Annotated in this window: 22 protein-coding genes and 1 pseudogene; 9 read left to right on the top strand and 14 right to left on the bottom strand. The window is 61.5% G+C overall.

Annotated elements, in window-relative coordinates; genetic code table 11:
• Window positions 1–111 precede the first annotated feature (111 nt).
• The 6 genes from AC0L3I_RS11565 to AC0L3I_RS11540 all read right to left on the bottom strand — a co-directional run bounded on the left by AC0L3I_RS11565 (window position 112) and on the right by AC0L3I_RS11540 (window position 4,376).
• Window positions 112–939 carry an ABC transporter permease gene (locus AC0L3I_RS11565; protein WP_473526973.1) on the bottom strand — a complete coding sequence of 276 codons (828 nt, stop codon included), beginning with the start codon at window positions 937–939 and terminating at the stop codon, window positions 112–114.
• Window positions 867–1,643 (bottom strand): ABC transporter ATP-binding protein, encoded by a 777-nt coding sequence (locus tag AC0L3I_RS11560; RefSeq protein WP_473526972.1) that lies wholly within the window; start codon window positions 1,641–1,643, stop codon window positions 867–869. Before AC0L3I_RS11560 ends, AC0L3I_RS11565 begins: the two co-directional genes overlap by 73 nt.
• A complete protein-coding gene (locus AC0L3I_RS11555) occupies window positions 1,643–2,689 on the bottom strand; it encodes an ABC transporter substrate-binding protein (RefSeq protein ID WP_473526971.1) in 1,047 nt (348 codons plus the stop codon). The genes AC0L3I_RS11560 and AC0L3I_RS11555 overlap by 1 nt, the downstream gene beginning before the upstream one ends.
• A 67-nt stretch (window positions 2,690–2,756) precedes the next feature.
• Window positions 2,757–3,194 (bottom strand): VOC family protein, encoded by a 438-nt coding sequence (locus AC0L3I_RS11550; RefSeq protein WP_370463434.1) that lies wholly within the window; start codon window positions 3,192–3,194, stop codon window positions 2,757–2,759.
• 2 nt (window positions 3,195–3,196) lie between these two features.
• Window positions 3,197–3,928: a FadR/GntR family transcriptional regulator gene (locus AC0L3I_RS11545; RefSeq protein ID WP_292192908.1), complete on the bottom strand. Its 732-nt coding sequence runs from the start codon at window positions 3,926–3,928 to the stop codon at window positions 3,197–3,199.
• A gap of 10 nt (window positions 3,929–3,938) precedes the next feature.
• Window positions 3,939–4,376: an FAD-binding oxidoreductase gene (locus tag AC0L3I_RS11540; protein ID WP_473526970.1), complete on the bottom strand. Its 438-nt coding sequence runs from the start codon at window positions 4,374–4,376 to the stop codon at window positions 3,939–3,941.
• Window positions 4,377–4,776: 400 nt separating this feature from the next.
• Between AC0L3I_RS11540 and AC0L3I_RS11535 the strand changes: the two are divergent.
• A pseudogene (locus AC0L3I_RS11535) lies at window positions 4,777–4,924 on the top strand (sugar ABC transporter substrate-binding protein); the annotation flags it as partial.
• Window positions 4,925–4,971: 47 nt separating this feature from the next.
• Window positions 4,972–5,721, top strand: coding sequence for a glucose 1-dehydrogenase (locus AC0L3I_RS11530; protein WP_473526969.1), 750 nt, complete (start codon window positions 4,972–4,974; stop codon window positions 5,719–5,721).
• A 69-nt stretch (window positions 5,722–5,790) separates the two neighbouring features.
• On the opposite strand, the gene AC0L3I_RS11525 is transcribed toward AC0L3I_RS11530, so the two are convergent.
• The 3 genes from AC0L3I_RS11525 to AC0L3I_RS11515 form a co-directional block, all read right to left on the bottom strand.
• Entirely contained in the window at window positions 5,791–6,366 is a 576-nt protein-coding gene (locus AC0L3I_RS11525; RefSeq protein WP_473526968.1) for a dihydrofolate reductase family protein, read from the bottom strand.
• A 130-nt stretch (window positions 6,367–6,496) separates the two neighbouring features.
• A complete protein-coding gene (locus tag AC0L3I_RS11520; RefSeq protein ID WP_473526967.1) occupies window positions 6,497–7,030 on the bottom strand; it encodes an SRPBCC family protein in 534 nt (177 codons plus the stop codon).
• Window positions 7,027–7,416: an ArsR/SmtB family transcription factor gene (locus AC0L3I_RS11515; RefSeq protein WP_473526966.1), complete on the bottom strand. Its 390-nt coding sequence runs from the start codon at window positions 7,414–7,416 to the stop codon at window positions 7,027–7,029. The genes AC0L3I_RS11520 and AC0L3I_RS11515 overlap by 4 nt, the downstream gene beginning before the upstream one ends.
• Before the next feature lie 419 nt (window positions 7,417–7,835).
• Here AC0L3I_RS11515 and AC0L3I_RS11510 point away from each other — a divergent pair, with 419 nt between their 5' ends.
• The gene (locus tag AC0L3I_RS11510; protein WP_473526965.1) at window positions 7,836–9,383 is read left to right on the top strand and encodes a winged helix-turn-helix domain-containing tetratricopeptide repeat protein; all 1,548 of its coding nucleotides are present in this window, start codon (window positions 7,836–7,838) and stop codon (window positions 9,381–9,383) included.
• Between the two features lie 103 nt (window positions 9,384–9,486).
• Here AC0L3I_RS11510 and AC0L3I_RS11505 read toward each other — a convergent pair whose 3' ends face one another.
• On the bottom strand, window positions 9,487–10,110 hold the full coding sequence (locus AC0L3I_RS11505) for an ankyrin repeat domain-containing protein (RefSeq protein WP_473526964.1): 624 nt from the start codon (window positions 10,108–10,110) through the stop codon (window positions 9,487–9,489).
• A gap of 399 nt (window positions 10,111–10,509) precedes the next feature.
• Here AC0L3I_RS11505 and AC0L3I_RS11500 point away from each other — a divergent pair, with 399 nt between their 5' ends.
• Together AC0L3I_RS11500 and AC0L3I_RS11495 are read left to right on the top strand one after the other, a co-directional pair.
• On the top strand, window positions 10,510–10,965 hold the full coding sequence (locus tag AC0L3I_RS11500) for a histidine phosphatase family protein (RefSeq protein ID WP_473526963.1): 456 nt from the start codon (window positions 10,510–10,512) through the stop codon (window positions 10,963–10,965).
• Between the two features lie 57 nt (window positions 10,966–11,022).
• Entirely contained in the window at window positions 11,023–11,445 is a 423-nt protein-coding gene (locus AC0L3I_RS11495) for a VOC family protein (protein ID WP_473526962.1), read from the top strand.
• Between the two features lie 386 nt (window positions 11,446–11,831).
• Here AC0L3I_RS11495 and AC0L3I_RS11490 read toward each other — a convergent pair whose 3' ends face one another.
• Window positions 11,832–12,974 carry an MFS transporter gene (locus AC0L3I_RS11490; protein WP_473527005.1) on the bottom strand — a complete coding sequence of 381 codons (1,143 nt, stop codon included), beginning with the start codon at window positions 12,972–12,974 and terminating at the stop codon, window positions 11,832–11,834.
• A 474-nt stretch (window positions 12,975–13,448) separates the two neighbouring features.
• Here AC0L3I_RS11490 and AC0L3I_RS11485 point away from each other — a divergent pair, with 474 nt between their 5' ends.
• Together AC0L3I_RS11485 and AC0L3I_RS11480 are read left to right on the top strand one after the other, a co-directional pair.
• Complete coding sequence (locus AC0L3I_RS11485; RefSeq protein ID WP_473526961.1) at window positions 13,449–14,459, top strand: Lnb N-terminal periplasmic domain-containing protein; 1,011 nt, start codon at window positions 13,449–13,451, stop codon at window positions 14,457–14,459.
• Window positions 14,460–14,611: 152 nt separating this feature from the next.
• Window positions 14,612–15,466 (top strand): aldo/keto reductase, encoded by an 855-nt coding sequence (locus AC0L3I_RS11480; protein WP_473526960.1) that lies wholly within the window; start codon window positions 14,612–14,614, stop codon window positions 15,464–15,466.
• Window positions 15,467–15,575: 109 nt separating this feature from the next.
• Here AC0L3I_RS11480 and AC0L3I_RS11475 read toward each other — a convergent pair whose 3' ends face one another.
• Window positions 15,576–17,723 (bottom strand): alpha/beta fold hydrolase, encoded by a 2,148-nt coding sequence (locus AC0L3I_RS11475; RefSeq protein WP_473526959.1) that lies wholly within the window; start codon window positions 17,721–17,723, stop codon window positions 15,576–15,578.
• Window positions 17,724–17,895: 172 nt separating this feature from the next.
• Between AC0L3I_RS11475 and AC0L3I_RS11470 the strand changes: the two genes are divergently transcribed.
• Complete coding sequence (locus tag AC0L3I_RS11470; protein WP_473526958.1) at window positions 17,896–18,234, top strand: hypothetical protein; 339 nt, start codon at window positions 17,896–17,898, stop codon at window positions 18,232–18,234.
• Window positions 18,235–18,303: 69 nt separating this feature from the next.
• Here AC0L3I_RS11470 and AC0L3I_RS11465 read toward each other — a convergent pair whose 3' ends face one another.
• Both AC0L3I_RS11465 and AC0L3I_RS11460 read right to left on the bottom strand, forming a co-directional pair.
• Entirely contained in the window at window positions 18,304–18,609 is a 306-nt protein-coding gene (locus tag AC0L3I_RS11465; RefSeq protein ID WP_292186190.1) for a hypothetical protein, read from the bottom strand.
• A gap of 139 nt (window positions 18,610–18,748) precedes the next feature.
• The gene (locus AC0L3I_RS11460) at window positions 18,749–19,600 is read right to left on the bottom strand and encodes a class I SAM-dependent methyltransferase (RefSeq protein WP_473526957.1); all 852 of its coding nucleotides are present in this window, start codon (window positions 19,598–19,600) and stop codon (window positions 18,749–18,751) included.
• Window positions 19,601–19,777: 177 nt separating this feature from the next.
• Between AC0L3I_RS11460 and AC0L3I_RS11455 the strand changes: the two genes are divergently transcribed.
• Window positions 19,778–20,698: a VOC family protein gene (locus AC0L3I_RS11455; RefSeq protein WP_473526956.1), complete on the top strand. Its 921-nt coding sequence runs from the start codon at window positions 19,778–19,780 to the stop codon at window positions 20,696–20,698.
• Window positions 20,699–20,754: the final 56 nt, after the last annotated feature.

Below are 20,754 nucleotides of genomic sequence, written 5' to 3'. Positions count from 1 at the left end.
TGCAAGCACCGGTCATACTACAGGCCGACGCAGGAAAGGCCAACCCTCGCCTGCGCGTTGGGGCGAAGTCCCCTGCCCAACTCCAAGCGGCGATCCCTGGGAACCAGCCGGTCAACGGTATCGAACTGACCATCGCTCAGCGGCGACGACCGTCGTGAAGAACCCGATCGACAGCAGCGATGAGAGCACAATAGCGGCGTAGAGCCGGTCAGACTGATAGTTGAAGGTCGCCTGGATGATCAGCGCACCGAGACCTTTGTCGGAGCCGATCCATTCGCCGACGATCGCGCCGATCACCGCGGTCGCCGAGGCGATCCGCAGCGAAGCGAAAAGCATTGGCAGCGCGCGCGGCAGGCGCAGGCGCCAGAATACTTCCCAACGCGTCGCCGACAGCACGCGAAACAGCTCGTGCTCGCTGGCGCTCGCCGATTCCAGACCCCGGATCATGTTGATGAGCGTCGGGAAGAAACAGATCACTGCCGCGATCACGATCTTGGGCAGCATGCCGAGGCCGAAGATAAGGATGACGACCGGGGCCAGCGCAAGAACCGGGATCGTATTGAAGAACAGCACGACCGGAAAATAGGCAGCCTGAAGCGTACGGCTGTGCACGAAAACGACCGCCAGCATCACTGCGGCGAGGTTGCCGAGCACGAAGCCGAAGAGCGCCTCGATGGCGGTCGGCCAGAGGTTCGACAGGAGAAGCGACCCGTTCCTGGCAAACACGCCCGCTATCGCAGTCGGCGTCGGAACAATGTAGGCGGGCACGCCGGCGAGCGGCAGCAGGACCTGCCATGCGAGAATGAGCGAGCCGGCGCCGATGATCGGCAGCACGGTCTGTGCGAACGGCGAAAGCGCGCCCTGGTTCACGAGGCCGCTCCAAGGGCCGAGCGCATCCTGGCCATTGCCGCGACGATCGCCGGATCCTCGCGCGAGCATCTGTTGTCCAGCCCCTTGAGCGGACGCAGATCGTGGTCGGCGACGATCCGGCCTGGATGTGCGGCAAGCACGATCACGCGCTGCCCGAGATAGACCGCTTCGGCAATGGAATGCGTGACGAAGAGCACGGTCGTTCCGGTCCGCCGCCAAAGGTTCAGCAGTTCGTCGTTGAGGCGATCGCGGGTGATCTCGTCAAGCGCCCCAAACGGCTCGTCCATCAGCAGCAGACGTGGCTCGCCAAGGAGTGCCCGGGCGATCGCCAGCCTTTGGCGTTGTCCGCCGGAAAGCTGATGCGGCAAGCGCTCACTGAGCGCCGACAGGCCGACGAGCTCGAGCAGCTCGTCGGCCCGGTCGTCTATCATGCGCGACAGGCTGCGGCGGCCCACCTGGATCGGCAGCCGCACATTCTCGCGTGCCGTGCGCCACGGCAAAAGGGTCGAGTCCTGGAAGACGAAGCCCACACCGCGGCCGGAGCGCACCGCTGACGGCGTTTCGCCCATCACGCGTATCGTGCCCGCGAGTGGCGCCAAAAGGTCGGCGACAACCCGCAGAAACGTCGACTTTCCGCACCCCGAAGGCCCGAGGATCGACAGAAACGTCCCGGCCTCGACTGTCAGTTCGAGACCGGAGATCACCGTCACGGGCGAGTGCCGGCCGGGATAGCCGACGTCGAGCCTAGAGGTTTCGATGGCCGGCGCGGCCATCAAGAGGCAGGTGCGCCGAGCTTCGGCCGTTCAGCCGCACTGAGTTCGAGAATCTCAGTCGTATAGACGTCCTCGGCCTTCGGCCTGCCGTTTGGATACTGGCCAATCTGGTCAAGCAGCGCGATCTGGCTCTCGATCGAGGCAGGATCGAACGTGCCCCATCCATCCTTTTTCGTGTTGTCGTCGAACGACAGTTTCAGCACCAGGGGGATCGTCTTCTTTTCCCAGCCTGCGTCGATCTCGGGATAGGCCGCGACGAGCTTGTCGACCGCCTGCTCGGGATTGGCGTGGACCCACCCCCACCCCCTGGCGACCGCACCGATGAATTTTGCCAGGGTCTCGGAATCGGATTCGATGGCGCTGTCGGTCGCGAAGTAAACGTCGGCATAGGACGCCAAGCCCAGCTCCGACAACAGCAGATCGATGCGATCATCGCCGACGACGCTGAGCGCCTGCGTGTTGGTGATCCAGCCGCCGATCGCATCCACGTCGCCACGAACCAGCGGCGCCTTGTCGAACCCGACATTGACGATGGTGACTTCGGAAGGGTCGATCTTGTTCTTCGCGAGCATCGCGTCGATGGCGAAGCGCGCGGTCGGCTGCGTGCCGATCCGCATGCCCTTCAGGTCCGCTGGCGACCGGATCGGCTTCGCCGGTTTCGAGGTCAGCGCATAGGGTCCGGTGCGATAGCCGCAGGCGATGATCTTCACCGGGACGCCGCTCGCCCGCGCGGCATAGAGTTGAGGCGATTCCGAGAATTGGCCGAGCTGGGCGGCACCAGACACAACCGGCGGCACGGTGGCGGCGTTCGGTCCGCCGGGGCTGAACTCGACTTCGAGCCCGGCTTCTTTGAAGTAGCCATTGGCGACGGCTGCCACATCGCCGATCTGGCCGTTCGACATCAGCCAGTCATACTGGACGACGAGCCTGGCGGCTGCCGAGGCGCTGGCGCCAAACAGCTGAAGTCCTGGCCCGAAAGCCGCCAGGCCGGCGGCGCCGGTCTTCAGGATCGATCTGCGATTCCATTGCGATGTGTTCCCACTCATCTTCTTGCTCCTTTGTTGGACGGTTTGCATGCGGCGCGGCCCTTCTTGCGAGGCCGTCGCGATCCAATCACACTTGCGTGTCGTGATAGTCGCCCGGCCCGGCGCCGGTCCAGGCGTAGAGCTCCCACAGCGTCCCGTCCGGGTCGTGGAAGTAGGCGCAGCGCGCGTTCCAGACATAGTCGCCGGGCGGCCCGACGAACGGCACGCCCTTGTCCGACAGCTCGGCGTAGAGCCGGTCGACCTCGCCGGCGCTTTCGAGTTCCATCGCAACGCACGCCTTGTGCGCCTGCTTCGGAGAACGGACATTCGAGACGCCGCAGTGGCGATTGATGTGATCCAGTTCCCATGCGGCGAGCGTCACACGCTCGGAATGAAAATCGACAAAGCCCTCGGCGCGGCGTCTGATCCGGTAGCCGAGTTTCTGCGTGTAGAAGTCGATGGTGCGGTCGATATCCTCGACGAGAAGGCAGATATCGGTGATTGCCTTGGTCTGCCCGAGCGACATGGTCATTTGCCTCGATTGATCTTCGCGGTGAGTTCGACGCCTACCCGCGATGCCGCGCCATCGATGTGCCGGCGCATCGCCTCGCCGGCAGCCTGCGGATCATGCGCGGCGAGCGCGTCGTAGATTCGCACGTGTTCGGCGACGTTGACCTCGACCAGGTCGTGGAGCGGATTGGTCAGGCGGGCATAGTGGATCGACTGGCGGATCTGCTCGCATACGAACGAAATGAACGTGTAGATGTAGCTATTGCCCGTGGCCCGGGCGATCGCCCGATGGAAAAGCAGATCGGCCTCGATGCTGCCATCCTCCCAGCGCTCTTCGCCGCCCATGCGGTCCAGCGCAGCCTTGATCGCGTCAAGATCATCGGATGTACAGCGCGCCGCGGCCAGCGTGGCGGATTCGGTCTCCAGGATGCTGCGCAGCTCGAAGAGCTGCTCCATGTTGCGCTGGTCTTTCAGTGCTTCACGGTCGATCCGGATGGCTGTCCGCTGTTCCGGCGCCATGACGAATGCGCCCACCCCCTGACGCGCCTCGATCATGCCATCGGCGCGAAGCTGCGCAATCGCTTCCCTGACAACATTGCGGCTGACGCCGAACTTGTCGGCGAGCTGGCTTTCGGTGGGAAGCCGGGCTCCTGGGATGATGTCGCCGCCCTCGATCTCGCGGCTCAGATGCGAAGCGACGCGATGCGGAAGCGCCTCCACGCTGCCGATGATGGACGAACGCTGCTTCATGCGGCTTCCCCTACAAATCGCCCGGACCAGGCATGAGACACGCGGGATTGAACAGGCCTGCCGGATCGAAGGCTGCCTTGATCGCGGTATGAAGCTGCCGTTCGCGTTGCGACAGGCCGGCCCAGAACACCTGACTGCGGCTGCGACCGACGCCATGCTCGGCACTGAACGAGCCGCCGAGCGCGAGAGGGAAGGTCATGTCGGATGCTTCAGCGGCGTCCTTGACGTCCTGCAGCACGGCACCGGCGTCAGCTTGCAGCGTGAAGTCGAGCCGATCGACGGAGCGTATCCGATTGAGACGCTCAAGCGACAGCACGGCGAACTCCGAATTGTCTGGAATCGCGCCGCCGGCAAGTCCGGTATTGCCGCCTTGCACGACGATCGCGACACCGCTCTGCGAGCACCATCTCACAAACGCCTGGACGTCTTCCACGGATCCTGGACGCACGATGAAGCGGGCACTGCCGCGCCTGTCGCGGCCCCAATCGAGGAGGTGCGCTCTGCCAGTGGCGACCGTCCGTCTATCAGCGCATCACCCGCCAGCTGCGCAGGCAGCTCAGCAATTGCGCCGGAAGCTTCGCGTTGAAGAGATGGATGAACCGTAGTCATGGGTCCGATCATACGGTCATCCTACAACTTGGCAAGTCGCATTCTCTCGGTTGCCGTCTTCACTTCGGCGCCGAACTCCGCGGCCCACCCCGCAATCCACGCCCGCGCCTGAACTGTTCGCCCTCGAAAAATGCTATTTTTTACAACCGGCCGGGGCCAATGCCTTAACGTGCTGCCTGGAACTGTTCTTTGTCGGCCTGAAAATGTTTCAGATCCTTCGCAGTTTCTCGCTTGGCCAGGTCGGCCAGCGGCCGTTCGAAATGGGCTGCAAGACGATGATAGCGCTGAAGGACATGAAGGACGGCAAGGCCTCCGCCGGCCGACCCGACCTACACCGGGCTTGACATTTGCACTCCGGAGACAGCGGATACCTGCATCGCCAAATAGCACTATTGGGCGGGAGGAAACTCCCGCCCTTTTCCTAGGGGATATCAATGTCGGAATTGTTCTCGCTTAACGGCCGTGTCGCGTTGGTCACGGGTGCTTCGCGTGGTCTCGGCTTCGCCATGGCCAAGGCACTTGTGGAAAACGGCGCGACAGTGATCGTCAATGCCCGCGATCCGGCCGCCCTCGCCGCGGCGGCCGAAAGGATCGGTGCCGAAGCCCTGCCGTTCGATGTCACCGACGCGGCGATCTCAAGGGCGTCGCTGGAAGGAATCGTCGAACGCCACGGCCGCCTCGATATTCTGGTCAACAACGCCGGCATCCAGCATCGAAGTCCACTGGTCGAATGGCAGGACGAAGATTTCAACCATGTGATTGCCGTCAATCTGTCGGCCTGCTTCCGCATGATGCGCGACGCGGTGCGCCTGATGCTGCCAAACAAGTTCGGGCGCATAATAAACACCGGATCGGTTGCGGCGATACTTGGCCGTCCCACCATTCACGCCTATGTGGCGGCAAAGGCGGGGCTGCACGGGCTGACACGCTCGACCGCCGCTGAACTGGGCCGTCACGGCATCACCGTCAACGCGATCGCCCCCGGCTATTTCGCCACCGAGCTCAATACCGCACTTATGAGCGACGAGGCCTTCACCAAATGGGTCGAGACACGAACCCCGGCGGGCCGCTGGGCCCAGCCTGAGGAGCTCGGCGGAGCCGTGGTGTTTCTTGCCTCCGACGCTGCCGCCTACGTCAACGGACATGTACTGGCCGTTGACGGTGGGCTATCGGTTTCCCTCTGACCGGCAACGTGCCTTTCAGGAATAGATTTCAGCCGGGCAGCGCTGCGAGATCTGCGAAGACCGGCTGAGTTAGCCAATCCCATAGACCAGGCTCACGCGCCCGTCGGGAAGCTGCTGAACCTTCCGCAGTTCGAGCCCGCGACGATTTTGCGTTGCTCCAAACAGCGCCTTCCCTTCCCCGACGAGCAGCGGATAGACGATCAGCCGCAGTTCATCCACCAGCCCGGCATCGATAAGGCTCGCGGTCATTCGAGCACCGCCCATGAGATAGATATCCTTGCCCGGCTGCTGCTTGAGGGCAGCGATGTCTTCGAGGCTCCGCACGAAGCGGGTCTTTGGCCAGGCCGCCGAAATCATTGTGTTCGAAAGCACATAATGCGCGGTCTGTTCGGCAAAGCGGGCCCATTCGAGCTCCGCCGGCGTCGGTAATTTGCCGGTCATCGGCAGCGGCTTGTCCGGCTCATTCTGGATCGCGCTCCAGTAGCGCTCGTAGCCGACGTACATGACGCTCCCGAGCAGGCAGGCATCGATCTGCGGCGTCAGCCCATACTCCTCCGACCACGCGTCGACCCAATCGGCGTAACCCTCGGGTCCCTCCATCTTGCCGTCGACGGAAACCTTCATTCCGGTGATCAATTTGCGCATGACTTCCTCCATCGGGCTTGCGAAATGCAAGCACGTTTCATCGTCGGTTCGTTGCTGGTGTGCGAGCCTCCAAGGGCCGATGCCGGTGGAGGCTGGGCGGTGACTTCAGGGGTTGGCCGACGCGTTCGTGTCAGGCCGGCAGGCGGCGGTCGTATTCTTCCCGCAGGCGGCTCCAGCCGTTCCAGAAAGAGGTCGGGGTCTTGCCCGCGAGGCGGGCAGCGAGCATGTCGAGGTGCATGTGCCAGCCGGCGGTGACGTTGAGCTGAATTGCGCGCTCCGGCAGCCGGCGATGGATGACGGTGAGCAGCACATCGTTGCCCTTCGGCTCCAGCAAGAAGGAAACGCCGCCGGTGTTTCCCCAGGTGATGGCAAGCTTGTAAGGCGGATCGAGCTCGGTGATCCGGCCCTCCATCCGATGCTCTTCGGGGAAGCCCGCAGGGCGCTGGCCGGGCGGATCGGTCAGCTCGTCGTTACGCCAAACGAATTCGAACGACGTGCCGGCCTTCATTTCCATCTGCCCCGCGGCCATCCACTGCCGACGCAGGTCACTCTCGGTGAGATAGGCCCAGACCCGCTCGATAGGGCCAGGCAAAAGCCGCTGGATGGTGAATGTCGCCGGCTCGGTCAGCTCGCCATAGGCTTCGATGGTTTTCATCTGGTTCATTGGTCGTTTCCTTCTTTTGAAGTGGGCGATTTCCTGGAATCATCCTGGGCTTTGCGTGCGTCCTCCTCGCGAAGGAGACGTTCGAGAACATCGAGACGGTTGGTCCACAAGCGCTCGTAGAAGCCAAGCCATTGGTGGGCGCTGGCCAGCGGTCCGGGTTCGAGGCGGCAAAGATGCGTGCGGCCCCTCACCTCGCGACGAATAAGCCCGGCATTCTCCAGCGCCTTTATGTGCTTGGAGGCGGCGGCCAGCGACATGTCGAACGGTTCCGCCAGCTGGCTTACCGTTCGCTCGCCGCCGGCGAGGTCGCGAAGCATCCTCCGGCGAGTGGCGTCGCCAAGCGCGTGAAAAACCGCGTCGATCTGGGATGTCTCTAATTCAACCATGGAGTTGAATATAGAGGCGCGTTTTCGGATTGTCAACCGTTTGGTTGAATGATTGTGGGAAAACCCCTGCTACGCCAGATTCAGCAAAATTTCAGAAATCTTCCGGTACGCACCCGTTCTTTGGCTTCATTGTTCTCAAGAAAGAAAGAACCGGATGAGGTCGACCATGTCACTGAATGAGAACACGCGCCAAGCCGCCCGGCAGGAACTCCTCGAATATGTATCTTGCGTTATGGCTGCGTCGCCTTGTGCGCCCATGCCTGGAACGATGTTCGAAATGCTCGAGATCATCGCCATGGACAGGCGGATGGCTTCCAGCCAAAGTGAAGGCGAATCAAATTCCTTTGGTCCCTTGACGTCTGAGCGGATTGAGACCCCAATCAGGCAGCGTCTAGTCAGGCTGATCAGGTCGGCATTCGATGTCGCAAGAAAATCCAGAGCCCGTTCTGGCACTTGGCAGGTGCGAGCTTGATCTGGCGCGCGGCCTCCTTCTCCGCGACGGGAAACCTGTTGCTCTCCGCTCCAAGGCGTTTGATCTGTTAACCTATCTCAGCAGGAATGTTGGACGTGTCGCGACCAAGTCAGAACTGATGTCAGCGGTGTGGCCTGATGTCTTCGTGACCGAGGACTCACTGACGCAAGCCGTCAGGGAGTTGCGAAAGGCGCTGCAGGACGAAAGCCAAACCATTGTCCGCACGGTCGCTAAGCGCGGCTACGTCCTCTCTCTTCTCGATGCGCCAAAGCCAGAGCGCTCTGGACAGCCAAGCGTTGCGGTACTGCGCTTCAGCAATGAAGGTGCGCCGGAAGACACCCCTCTGGTTGACGGCTTCGCCGAGGACATTGTCAATGCGTTGGCTCGCTTTGGAACGGTGGTTGTGCTGGCGCGCAATTCCGGATTTGCATTTGTCTCGGATTCCGCTTCCGATTGGCGTGCCATTGGCGACAGCCTTGGCGCAACCTATTTGGTCCGTGGCAGGGCGACGACTCGCGCAGACGGCATGCGGGTCACCGTCAGCCTCATTACCGCTTCGACGGGTGGAGTTCTCTGGAGCGATAATTTTTCTGCGTCTGGCGGCCAGATCTTCGATATGCAGGAAGAAATCGCTCGCCGTGTGGTGAACCGGCTGGTCGCTCGGCTCGACGACGCAGGGATTAAACAAGCAACCCCAAAGCCTACGGACAGCTTGGCCGCATACGAGCTTCTCCTGCGTGGACTGGCCCGGCTGCGCGGCTATGGTGATGACGACAATGAGGCTGCGCGCAGTCTTTTCCAGGCGGCGGTCGAGAAGGACCCGACCTATGCCTTGGCGCATTCCTACATCGCGCTCGCCGATCTCATTATCGGTGGCTATGCTGAGGCATCCCCAGCGTTGCTTGGTTCAGTGATCGACCGCGCAGAGTGTGCGGTAACCCTGGCGCCGGAAGAGCCACGCTGTCATCGCGTACTCGCCCAGGCTTTCCTCTCAGCCCGTCGGTTCGAAGCGGCCGAACATCACCTTCAACGCGCGCTCGACCTCAATCCATACGACGCCGATACGATTGCGCAAATGGGATACTTGCTCACGATGAGAGGCAGGCCTCTTGAAGCACTGGCGGCGCTTGACAGTGCGATACGGATCAACCCGATCCATCCTGATTGGTACCACTATGATCGCTCTATCGCGCTTTACTCTTCAGGAGACTACAAGGCCGCGCTCCGTAGCATGTCGAAGCTCCCATTGAAGACACCCTGGCGGCTGACAAGGCTCGCGGCGTGCCATGCGCAACTTGGCGATCTCAAGGGAGCCCAGAGCATTATCGCAGAGGTCAAGCGGATAGCGCCTGACTATTCGCCACTGGAGTTTGCGCAAACCCGGATAGCGTTCGAACATGCGAGCGATATTGAACACTTCACTGCCGGCGTCGCCAAAGCACTTGCAGCATATGAGGCCGGCCCGGTCGGCGCCCTGCCCGGACATCGTGAGTAGCAGCGCGCTTATCGCGAAGGGCTGACGAGCCTTCCGGATTGGAGGATTACCTGTTTCTTCGCCCGGTAACCACAAATGGCAACTGGAACCGGACGCGAGACCTTCACTTGCCTTCGAAGAAATTATGGATCGCGGCTTCCAGCTTTTCGATAAGGTGATGGTTATGGCTGCTGCCAGCCCAGATCAGGGCGTTCAGTCTCATATCCTTGTTGAGAAAGTTCATTTTCCGAGAATCAAGCAGGTATCCCGCGACCTCATAGTGCCGTCCCTTGATAGCCTCGATAAGGGCGTTGTTTCGTCCGGTCTTGTCACTCAGATTCACGTCGGCGCCATTCTCGACAAGCAACTTGACGACATCAAGATGCCCGTTCTTTGCCGCTTCGATCAGTGCCGTTCTGCCGTAGTAGTCGGCTCGTGCATTGATCTCTATTTCGGGGTGTTTCACGAGGGCTAAAACAGAGGCGAAGTGGCCCTTGGCCGAAGCAAGGCTCAAAGGCGTGCTCTTCCATTTGTTTCTGGAATTCACATCGATCGCCGGGTGTTCGATCAACGCCTCGACCGCCGCGGTGCGGGCATTGAGGGCTGCAAGATGAAGGGCTGACCAGCCGCCGTCGTCCGCCTCGTTGATATTGGCGCCGGCCGCCAATTCCGCTCGAACGGCCTCCGCATCGCCGCTTTCTGCCGCGAGCAGCAGATTCGACCAGCCTCTCGCCTCTTCGGCTTCCAAGCTCTCAGTCAATGCAGTCGCCTCCCCAAATGCTCCCCGCAGGATACCATTGTTCCGGTTCGGCCGACATCCACCGAATGACCGGCTTCCATCGAAAAGCCTTTCTCATTCGACAGCCCTAAGCACCCGAACGGTGGATATACCACCAGGTTCGACATTTGGCGGATCGTGGACGAGCACTGCGACCCGGCATTGCTAAACGAGGCTCCCGGCCTGCAGTAGCTGCCGGCACTCGTCAAAGCTGCTATCGGATCCAAAGCCGCTATCGGAACGGTGAGAAGCAAGATGCGAATTGGACGTCGGCGATTTCTTATCCTGTCGCTCGGAGCGGCTGCTTTCGGCAAGGCACAAGCCTCCGAGCCACTCTGGGCAGCCCTGCGATCCGGAGAAGCCATTGCCTTGCTGCGCCATGCCGCGGCCCCAGGCTCCGGCGATCCGCCTGGCTTCAGGCTCGGTGAGTGCAGCACCCAGCGGAATCTGTCGGAAGAAGGTCGTGCGCAGTCCCGCGCGATCGGCGACCTGTTCCGTGCGAATGGCATCTCGTCGGCCGCCGTCTATTCGAGCCAGTGGTGTCGTTGCCTCGACACCGCTCGCCTGCTCGGGATCGGCGAAGTTGTGCCTCTTGAGCTGCTTAATTCATTCTTTGGCGACAGTTCGGCCGCAGAGCAGCGCACCGCCGCTCTTTTGGCATGGCTTCGCGGGCAACGTTTCGGCGGACCAGCCGTGCTTGTCACGCATCAGGTCAACATCACCGGCTTGACCGGCGAGGTGCCGGATAGCGGCGAAATGATCATCGCCCGTATTCATCAGGCTGATCCCGTGCAGGTCATCGGGCAGGTTGCCACGCCGGCTTGAGCATCATGGCCTTCGACCCCATCTCGTGCAGCATCGCTTCAGTCGTGGAACAACGACGTGCGAGGAGAGATCAAAGGGAGTGATGGCATGGCTATCGATTTCAACCACACAATACTGCCGGCCCGCAACAGCGAGGCGTCGGCAAAGTTCCTGGCGGAAATGCTTGGCCTTCCAGCCCCGAGGCGCTGGGGGCCTTTCCAGATGGTCACGACCGAAAACGGTGCCAACCTCGACTACATGGATACCGGCGGCGAAATCAGGCCGCAGCATTACGCCTTCCTGGTCAGCGAAGCCGAGTTCGACGAGATCTTCGGTAGGATTCGTGAACGGGATCTCCCGTACTGGGCTGACCCTGGCCGGACGCAGCTGGGCGAGATCAATCACCACGACGGCGGCCGCGGCGTTTATTTCGAGGACCCGAACGGTCATCTTCTCGAAATCATTACCCGTCAATACGGCAGCGGCGGATGGAACCCGTGACCGCTCGGCGACGTAGCCAGGCGGCGGACGCTCTGCGAACTGGTCTCATGGCGGAACCTGAACGGTGATCTTGATCGATGAATAATAGCGGCGACATTCGCAAATAACGAAGTACCTCCGAGGCCGACCGTGCTTGGCATTCTTGCAAACCGCACCTATCGCCTCTCTTCGCGGCTATCTTCTCAGCATCGGACCGGGTGAAAAAGCTCTTCAGGAAAGTCTCGTGATCGACATCGGTCACGGCGACGGTGCATGTCTACACCGCCTTATCGTCCAACCTGGCTTTTGTTACCCCGATGATGGCCCCCTTCGACATGGTATCGTCCGCCGCTTTGCCGCCGCGATCGATCCCTCCTGGCTAAACGCTCCAAACCGACAAGGCTGCATTACCGCTCCTCTGGGGGCTTCAAGTGCCGGAACTGCATCAGCAGCAGCAGGTCATAAATGATCTTCAATGCACCGCAGATGAGGAGGGGCCAAGCTCGGAAAGAGGCAGCAAGCAGAGCGCCCGCCAGCGCCGGACTGGCTGCCGCGGCCAGACTGCGCGGGACAGAAGTGAAGCTCGCGGCCGCCGCCCGCTCCGCTTCCGTGACAACGGCCATGACGTAAGATGAGCGCGTCGGGACGTCCATCTGCGAAAGCGCAGCGCGGACCAGCAGCAGGGCCAGTGTCAGAGGTAGCGTCGGCGCAAGCGCCGCCAGCATCAGGGCGATGCTGGACGGAATGTGTGTGAACACCATCGTGTTGATGAGTCCGATATGCCGGGACAGCCAAGCTGCAACGGGGAATGAGAACGCCGAAAGCACGCCGGACCAGAAGAAGAAAAATCCCGCTTCCGAAAGCGACAGGTCGAATTTTTCGAAAAGCCATAGGGCAAGCAGCGACTGGACGACAAAGCCGCCGGCGAAAGCATCAAGGCTAAAAAGGGCCGCAAGCTTGAGAACGATATTGCGCGAGGGGCCGAGCGCGGACGCGGTACCTGTGTCCGACGTGGGACGGCGCTGCGGGATCCGCGCGTAGAAGAGGCCGCCGAGCAGGCCGAGCAACGCGTAGAGCACGAACATGGCCTTGATGCCGGTGAGTTGGTCGAGGCCGGATGGAGCAACAAGATCAGGGGTCGCCGAAGCGAGTGCGCCAACGGCGCCTGCAAGCGCGCCCACCAAGCTGTAACGCGCGAACATCTTGGTCCGGGCGGCATCAGTGACTTCGCGCGTGAGCACGGCATGCTCTAATGGCACGAACACGCTGACGCTGCCGGCCGACGGGTTGATGGTGCCTGCGAACGCGATCACCAAAAGCAGCGCGTAGTCATGAACCAGGGCAAAGGCCACACCCGTGGCGACCATCAGACTGGTGGCGGCAAGCAGGAGACGGCGGTGATCGTGTCGGGCACCAAGGACTCCGACGGCGATGGTCAAGAGCGCTGAACCGAGCAGCGATGCGGTCGCGATGATGCCGACCTGCAGAGGCGTGAAGCCCAATGCGAGCAGGTAGACCGGCAACAGAACGGCCACGAAGCCATCGCCCATATCGCGCAGGGCTCGGGCCGCAAAAAGAAAGGTCGTCGGGTGGATCCGCTGCACTGGCCAAGCCTACTCTCATGACCTGCGTCGGCGTCACCGCGCTCGGCAGCGACGCTCGGCAAGGCGGAAAGATCATGACGGAGTCGCGTTGGATATTCCAGCGAGGCGAGTATCGGTTTTGTTGGACTGGAACAGAGAGAACCTGTTCCGGGTAGATGGACGGGTGTTTCAGGTACGGATGGATGGATGAAGGAACTTGTTAGGGCCCGTGAGCTCGCGCGGTCACTTCATCGAACGGCCGATGCCGAGCGCGTCCGTTTCGCGTGGGCACCTTCTCGCTCGCTCCACGCCTGCGAAATCCGCAGCGAAAATGGTATCGGACCGATTGGTGCTCCAATATGGACTTGTAGAGTTGTTGTCTTCGAGCGTTCCGTGAGAAATGGCATCCAGGCAATGACAGACCGCCAGAGGGGGGAATAAATGCGTCGCATCGCTCGGACCTCGCTTGCCATCATCCTTTCGCTAGCCGTCGCAATCCTGACTGCCTGGGCCGGGCTTGCCATGTGGTATCGTCTGCCTGCGGCTGAGCTTGGACGGGCTCTGGCCGGCGTTCTTTTCATCTTGTTCGGCCTCGCCACCGTCATCGCGCTGTTCAGCCGGTTTCGCATCAGGGCGTTCGTCCTGTTTGCAGCGGCGTTTGCTGTGGTTCTGGTTTGGTGGAGCACCATCAGGCCTTTCGATCACGCGGACTGGGCGCCCGACGTCGCCCGTCAGGTGACCGGCACCCGCGACGGGAACCTGTTGACGCTGACGGATGTGCGCGACTTCGAATGGCGTAGCGCTACTGATTTCACCGAACGCTGGACAATGCGGACATACGACCTCTCCAACCTTCAGACGGTCGACCTCTTCATGTCTTATTGGTCCGGGACCAAAATCGCCCATGTCATCATAAGCTTCGGCTTTGCAGGAGGTGACTATCTTGCCTGGTCGATTGAGGTGCGGCGCCAGGGAGGCGGCAAGTTTTCACCCACGGCAGACCTGTTCAAGAGCAATCCGCTGGTCATTATTGCGGCTGATGAGCGAGACGTCGTCGGCGTCAGGTCAAACGTTCGCGGAGAAGATGTCCAAATCTATCGGCTAAAAACGTCACCGGAGGCGGCCCGGGCGCTCTTGCTGGAATACGTCTTGGACGCAAATGCACTTTCCACGACTCCGGAATTCTATAATTCCATCACGACGAACTGCACGACCACGATCGTCAAGATGATGCGAGCGGTCGGTGACGTGGTTCCCCTCGACTGGCGCCTCATCGTCAACGGCTATCTTCCCGACTATGCATATGCCCGGGGTGCACTCGACACCCGCTTGCCATTGTCAGACTTAAGAGCGTTAGCCCACATAGACGAGCGCGCACGAAAGTCAGGCCTTTCGCCAGATTTTTCGAGATTGATCCGGATTGGCGTGCCATCCCCCGGTCCAATTTATTGATTTCTGGAAACTATTTGCTGGTCGGTGCGAATCGGATCTCATCCCGACTTCACGGCGCACTTCCACTTTCTCCACCTGTCGACTCGCCTTGGCGGACGTCGTGCCTAGATAAGCACACTGCGCTGGGCGAAACGATGCAGAAGGACCTGAGCATGCCTCAACAAATTACCCTGAATAAGCCTGAACAGATCACATTGAACGACGGCTCAGCCATTCCCCAGATCGGCCTTGGCGTGTGGCAGGTCGATCCAGCCATCACGAGCCAGGTGGTGAGTTGGGGGATCGAGGCCGGCTACAGGTTGATCGACACCGCCGAAGGCTACCAGAACGAGGAAGGCGTCGGGCGAGCGATCCGCACGGCTGGCGTGCCGAGGAGCGAGTTGTTCATCACCTCGAAACTGCGCAACGGCGCGCATCAGCGTGACGCCGCCCTGCGGGCTTTCGACCAGACGATGAACAAGCTCGGCATCGAGCAGATCGACCTGTTTCTGATCCACTGGCCAGTGCCCAGCCAAGGCAAATATGTCGAGGCGTGGAAGACGCTGATCGAACTCAGGCAGTCCGGCCGGATCAAGTCGATTGGCGTTTCGAATTTCAACCAGGACCATCTGGAGCGGATCATCGGCGAGACTGGTGTCACACCCTCAGTCAACCAGATCGAACTCCATCCCCGGTTTCAACAGCGCCATACCAGAGAATTTCACAGCACGCACAACATCCGAATCGAAAGCTGGAGCCCGCTGGGCAGTGGCCGGCTGTTGAGCGACCCGACCCTCGAAAAGATCGCGGGAAAACACCGCAAATCCGTGGCGCAGGTGATCATCAGATGGCACCTCCAGGAAGGGCTGATCGTCATTCCAAAGTCGATCCACCAGGACCGCATCGCCGCAAATTTCGATGTCTTCGATTTCGAGTTGGACGCGGCAGACCTCAAGACTGTCCGAGGCATGGATTCATCAGACGGTCGCACCGGGCCGAACCCAACCAGGGCTGCGTTCCTGTTCTGACGAGCGACGGCCAGATCAGCGAAGGCGGATGGCGCAAGGGTAGCCAGCCTCGCAACGGCCGGCTGCCCGACTGCCGAAACCTGCACGCCGCGATTTTTGTCGACCAACATCAGACACCGGGTTTGCTAACGGAGAAAAGCTGCAGGCTGCCGGGCAGCCCGCTCGCTTCCAGTTCGCCATGCTCTTCGAATATCAGGCCGGAGCCGACTACGAGATCGCGCACCGTCCGCGACGCGATGATCTCACCCGGCCGCGCACGATCGAGCAGCCGCGATGACAGCTCGATCGCGATGCCGGTGAAATCATCGCCGCGCTCCTGGCATTCGCCGGTATGGACTGCCGAGCGGACATCGAGACCGGATTGCCTCAGGCGATGACGGATCGCGATCGCGCACTGGATCGATCGCGTCGGCCGTTGGAACACTGCGAAAAATCCGCTTGCGGAGCGCCTGATCTGTCTGCCTTCGGCAGCGAACAGTTCGCCGCGGATCTCTTCGGCGTATCGCTCGATCAGATCTGCACCGAGACCAGAAGGGGGGCCGGCTATCTCCAGGGACAGCACCGACACCAGAATCCCTTCGCCCGGCGCTGCCGGCAAGGCGCCGGTGACGAAGGTCTGGATCTCGTCGACGAGGCGATCGGAATTCTCGCCCCAGATTACGTGATCACGACCGGCAAGCTCGATGTATTTGGCGCCTTCGATATGCGTTGCCAGATAGCGCCCCTCTTCCGGTTTTACCCAGCGGTCGCCCGCCGTCTGCACGATCAGTGTCGGGACGTGAATGGCTGGGAGAAGGGCGCGAACATCGATTTCGGTGCCCCAGCGCCAGAGCGCGATCGCGTCGGCAGGCGAAGCCGAATTCCTGAGATACGCGGCGAACCATTCTCTCTCGAAACTGTCATTCATCAGGCTGGGCGCGGCGTTGCTCATATCCGCCGGCTCCCCCCACTGTCTCTCGACGGCGGCCAGATCGTCTTCCACCTGCTCGCTTGTCCTTGCCCACGGGTAATCCTTCGACCATCGGCCGCTGGCATAGGTTCCGTTGAGGGCGAGAGCCGCTGTCCGCGCGGGATAGATCGCCGCGAACAGCATGCACATGGGGCCGCCTTCGGAGCTGCCGAACAGAACCGTGTGCTTCGAGCCGACCGCATCCAGCACCGCCCGCATGTCTTCCATTCGCTCTTCCAGCGTCGGCAAACCAACATTGCGATCGGACAGCCCCGTGCCGCGCTTGTCCATGCGGATCAGGCGCGAGAAGGCGCCGAGGCGCTGGAGCACATGCGAAAACCGCGGCGACGACCAGGCAAGGTCGAGGTTGGAGACCCATCCAGGCACATAGATCAGGTCGACCGGTCCGTCGCCGGTCACCTGATAGGCGATGTTGATTCCCGCCGATTTGACGTAATGGGTCGCGGGTCGCATCGGCTCGGCCCGGAACGCCGGCCGCTCGCCGGTTCGGGCTGGCAAGGGTGGCGGCGTCTGGGAAGGCGACGCCGAGGCAGCTGCCCGGGAGGCAGCTTGCGGCGTCATGCGGCGCGTCCGCAGGTCTTCATAGAGATGTCGGGTTTCCGGCTCGGGCTGCAGGTTCAGTTCCCGCTGCAGCGCACCGCGGCAATTTTCATATTGCTTCAGCGCGAGATTGAGCCGGCCCTGGGCCGCATAGGCTCGCATCAGGGCGCGGTGGGTGTCCTCCCTCAGCGGTTCCATGGCGAGCAGGCGGGTTGCCGAGCGCACGCATGAGTCAAGATCGTTCGTAGTGCAGTAATGCGCGACGAGCTTGTCCAGTGCCGCGACGGCCAGCGCCCTCAGGCGCTCGCGCTCGACCCGTAGCCAATCCTCGAACGGCTCCTCCTTCAGGCCGAAGCCGTCGAGCAGGTCGCCGCGATAGACGACAAGCGCCTGTTCGAGATCTTCAGGCGCCGAGCTGGCGGCCAGCGCCTGGAACCGCGCGACATCAAAATCAAGATCGTCGAGATTGAGGGTAATGCTGTCGCCGTCGGTCAGGAACGTTCGGCCATCGGATGCGTCCATCCCTTTCCTGATGGCCGATAGGGCCTGTCGAAGGCTCATCCGGGCCTGCGCCTCACCGTTGCCGCCCCACAAAAGCGCTGCGAGCTTCTCGCGTGACTGGCAGCGCCCGGATTGCAAGGCGAGATAGGCCACCATGGCGCGCGCCTTGCGGCTGAAAACGGGGGCCGCCGCTGCGCCTCCGGCGAAGTCGAAACCGCCTAGCAGACAGAGATGAGGGTGCGCCATCGGATCCGCCACAGCCACTTTGTTTGCGATCCTTTCCTGTAGTTGCCCCTAATTCAACCGTCATCTTCACCGGCCCGGCGTTTTCACGAATCCTTCACGCTGGCTGCAACGCGCCTCTCACGGCCGCGGTGGAGATTGTCCAGACGAGCAGCCCTTATTTCAGGAGGACACTATGCTACGCCCGAGTTCGTCCGAATGGCCCATCTGGCATGATGATCCCGGACAAAATGAGCAGCCGCGCGGCGGCCCGTTACGCCACGATATTGCGCTTACGCATTATCTCGAGAAGCAGCGGGCCTGCCGGGCATCAACGGTCCGCTCGTTCGATTTCCGGACTCCCGCGATCCGCGCATGCGCGCTGATCGCGCGACTTGGGCGTGATTTTTTCCGGCGACTGCATCCATTCAAACGGCGCATCGCTATGAAAAATGAACTTAAGTTGATCGACGATATTGGCTTGAGGCTGGCGCAGATCGAAGCCGAGATAAGCAACTCGTTCTGGCGTCGGTGAGCACGACAGCGGGTTTCGGCTCGATCCCAATGGCCTTTTTACGGTGAAAAGCTCCCCTTCCCGCTCCCCTCATATCCCCGATCCATCCAGCAGCGGGACATCTTCTTCATCCCAGGGGCTCGGCAATGAACCCTTGCTCAGATTGGCTGTCGGCAGCGGCATCCAGCACTTCAGCTCGGGTTCCGCGTATTCAACCACGCGTCCGGGCGACGAGTCGGAAGCGCGCCATCCTTCGCTGCCGAACTGATCGGCCCGAGACCAGTAAGCCAGGTCGACTTCCGCCGGCCCCTGTTCCGACGGCCGAACCGTGACAAGGATTCGGCTGCCATCCTTTGGCGCGCTCGACATGTGACGCCACCGATCGGGCTCGTCCATCGCATTTCCTCCTGCAGCCTGCATCTCGCCTGTCCAGACGAATAGTCGCTTCGCGTACAAGGCCGGTCAACCCGAACTTTGCGCAGGACAGTCTATAGTTGGCCGCCTGCCGGTCTGGCGCGACGTGGGCTCGCGGTCATCAGCGAACCTTGGCCTTGACCGCCCAGGCTCGGGTTTTCAGGGGAATTGACCCGTCCTCGCCGCGCGGCAGACTATCGCGGAGCCTCTCCATCAATCTCTGGCGAGCTGCGGGTTCGAGACTCATGCAATAGCCGGGCGCCGGCCCCGCCCCCAGGGTGAAGGGGTGCCAGTAGTCTTCGAAGTCCTTGAACACAGCGGGCATCTCAATCCTGGTGGACTCGATGGAAACGAGGCCGGCCTTCTCCGCGAGATCGGTCAGTCCATCTCGTGTGCAAAATGGAAAACGCCTGTCTTCGGTGAGGTCGATGGCACCGGGGTCAAGCGCCGTCGCAGCGGTCCAGAAGGCCCGCATGAATTCCACCCCGCCGCCAGGATAATCCCACACATAGAATCCAATCGTCGCTCCAGGGCGGGCCACTCGCCGCATCTCGGCGAGCGCCTTTTGCTTGTCAGGGATGAAGTTGAGGACAAGCGCCGACACGACGATGTCCTTGCTGCCGGATTCGACAGCCAGGGCCTGCGCATCGCCTGCGAGAAACTCGACACGTTTATCCGGCTCGTTTGCACGCGCCTTGGCGAGAAAACCCTCCGATGGGTCTATGGATACCAGGCTGCTGGGATTGCAGCGCGCCAGGATGGCTGAGGACAGCGCCCCGGTTCCGCAACCCACCTCCAGCCAGTCCAGCGCTTCTGCCGGATCGAGCCAATCCAGGAACAGTGGAGCGATCTGACGGCTCCAGCGCCCCATATAGAGGTCGTAGCTATCCCCGGCCTGCCAGGCGTCGTGGCGCGTTGCCTCAGTCATCGCAATCCCCTCCCGAGATAAATTCAGATCATTGGGTCGCCGCAAGAATACGCTCGCCTCTCGCGCAGGAACAGAGGCCCAGGAACGTGTAACCCGGGTCGTACGCACTCGGATGCCTCGACCAGTTCTCCGCCCACCAGAAGCGGATCAACCCGAACTTTGCGCAAGACAGCTTTATCGTTCGCGGTTAATCTTCTCAGGCTGCAATCCGGACGGTGTTCGATGAAAAGCGAAGATTTGCTCGCCAACGCCACCCGTCTCGGCCCGGTTCATCTGCGCGTCATCGATATTCCAGCTGCCTTGCCGCTCTGGCGTGACGTGGTCGGTCTCGCTGTCCTCGCCAATGATGGCGGGACGGCCGATCTCGGCGTCGACGGCAAATCTCTGATTGTGCTGCACACCGGAGCGACGACCGCCCTGCCGCCAAAGTCGCGCGTTCTTTTTCATGTTGCGGTACACGTGACGACGCGCAAGGAATTGGCCCGCGTCGCCGCCCGGCTTCGGGCGTCTGGCGTCAGGCACGGCGCCCAAGATCACCTGGTATCAGAATCCCTGTACGTCTCCGATCTTTCCGGCAACGGCATCGAGGTCTGTTTCGATACGCCCGACCGCTTCGCATCCAGCGCGGTGACGGCGGACGGCAGCGTCGCGCTTGTTGCCAGGGACGGCACCACGCATTCCGGCCTCGAGCCGCTGGACCTCGACCGGTTGCTGCTCGAGCTCGACAGTGCGGATGGTGTCGAAGCCCCGCTGGCGGCGGATGCCTTCATCGGCCACATCCATATGCGCGCACGCTCGCCCGAAACGCTGATGGCGTTCTATCTGGGCGTGCTTGGCTTCAAGCCGCACATCCAGTCCAGATCGTTCGGATTGTTTGACTGCGGGACCGACGAGCGCCGACACATGGTCGCATTCAACATCTGGGCCGGCGCCGAACTGAAGGAACCTCCGCCCGGCTCGGCGGGCCTCGAGCATTTCACAGTCATACTTTCTTCCCAGCAGGATATGGCAGCGGTCGCGCAGCGGCTACGCCATGCCAACATCCCCGCTAGGCAGGCGGAGCGGGCGCTGGACGTCTTCGATCCGGAAGGAAATCGCCTGCGAATGGTGGCCGCAGGGACTGATTGGTCATCGGTCCGCTAAGCGGCTTCCAGCAATCCGAGCTTGCCGTCCGACAAGGATCTCCAATCCAGAAGGAA

The sequence above is a fragment of the Mesorhizobium sp. WSM4840 genome (genome assembly GCF_055811755.1).
The sequence above is the reverse complement of the archived record's forward strand: the minus strand, read 5'-3'. Positions and strand labels throughout refer to the sequence as shown.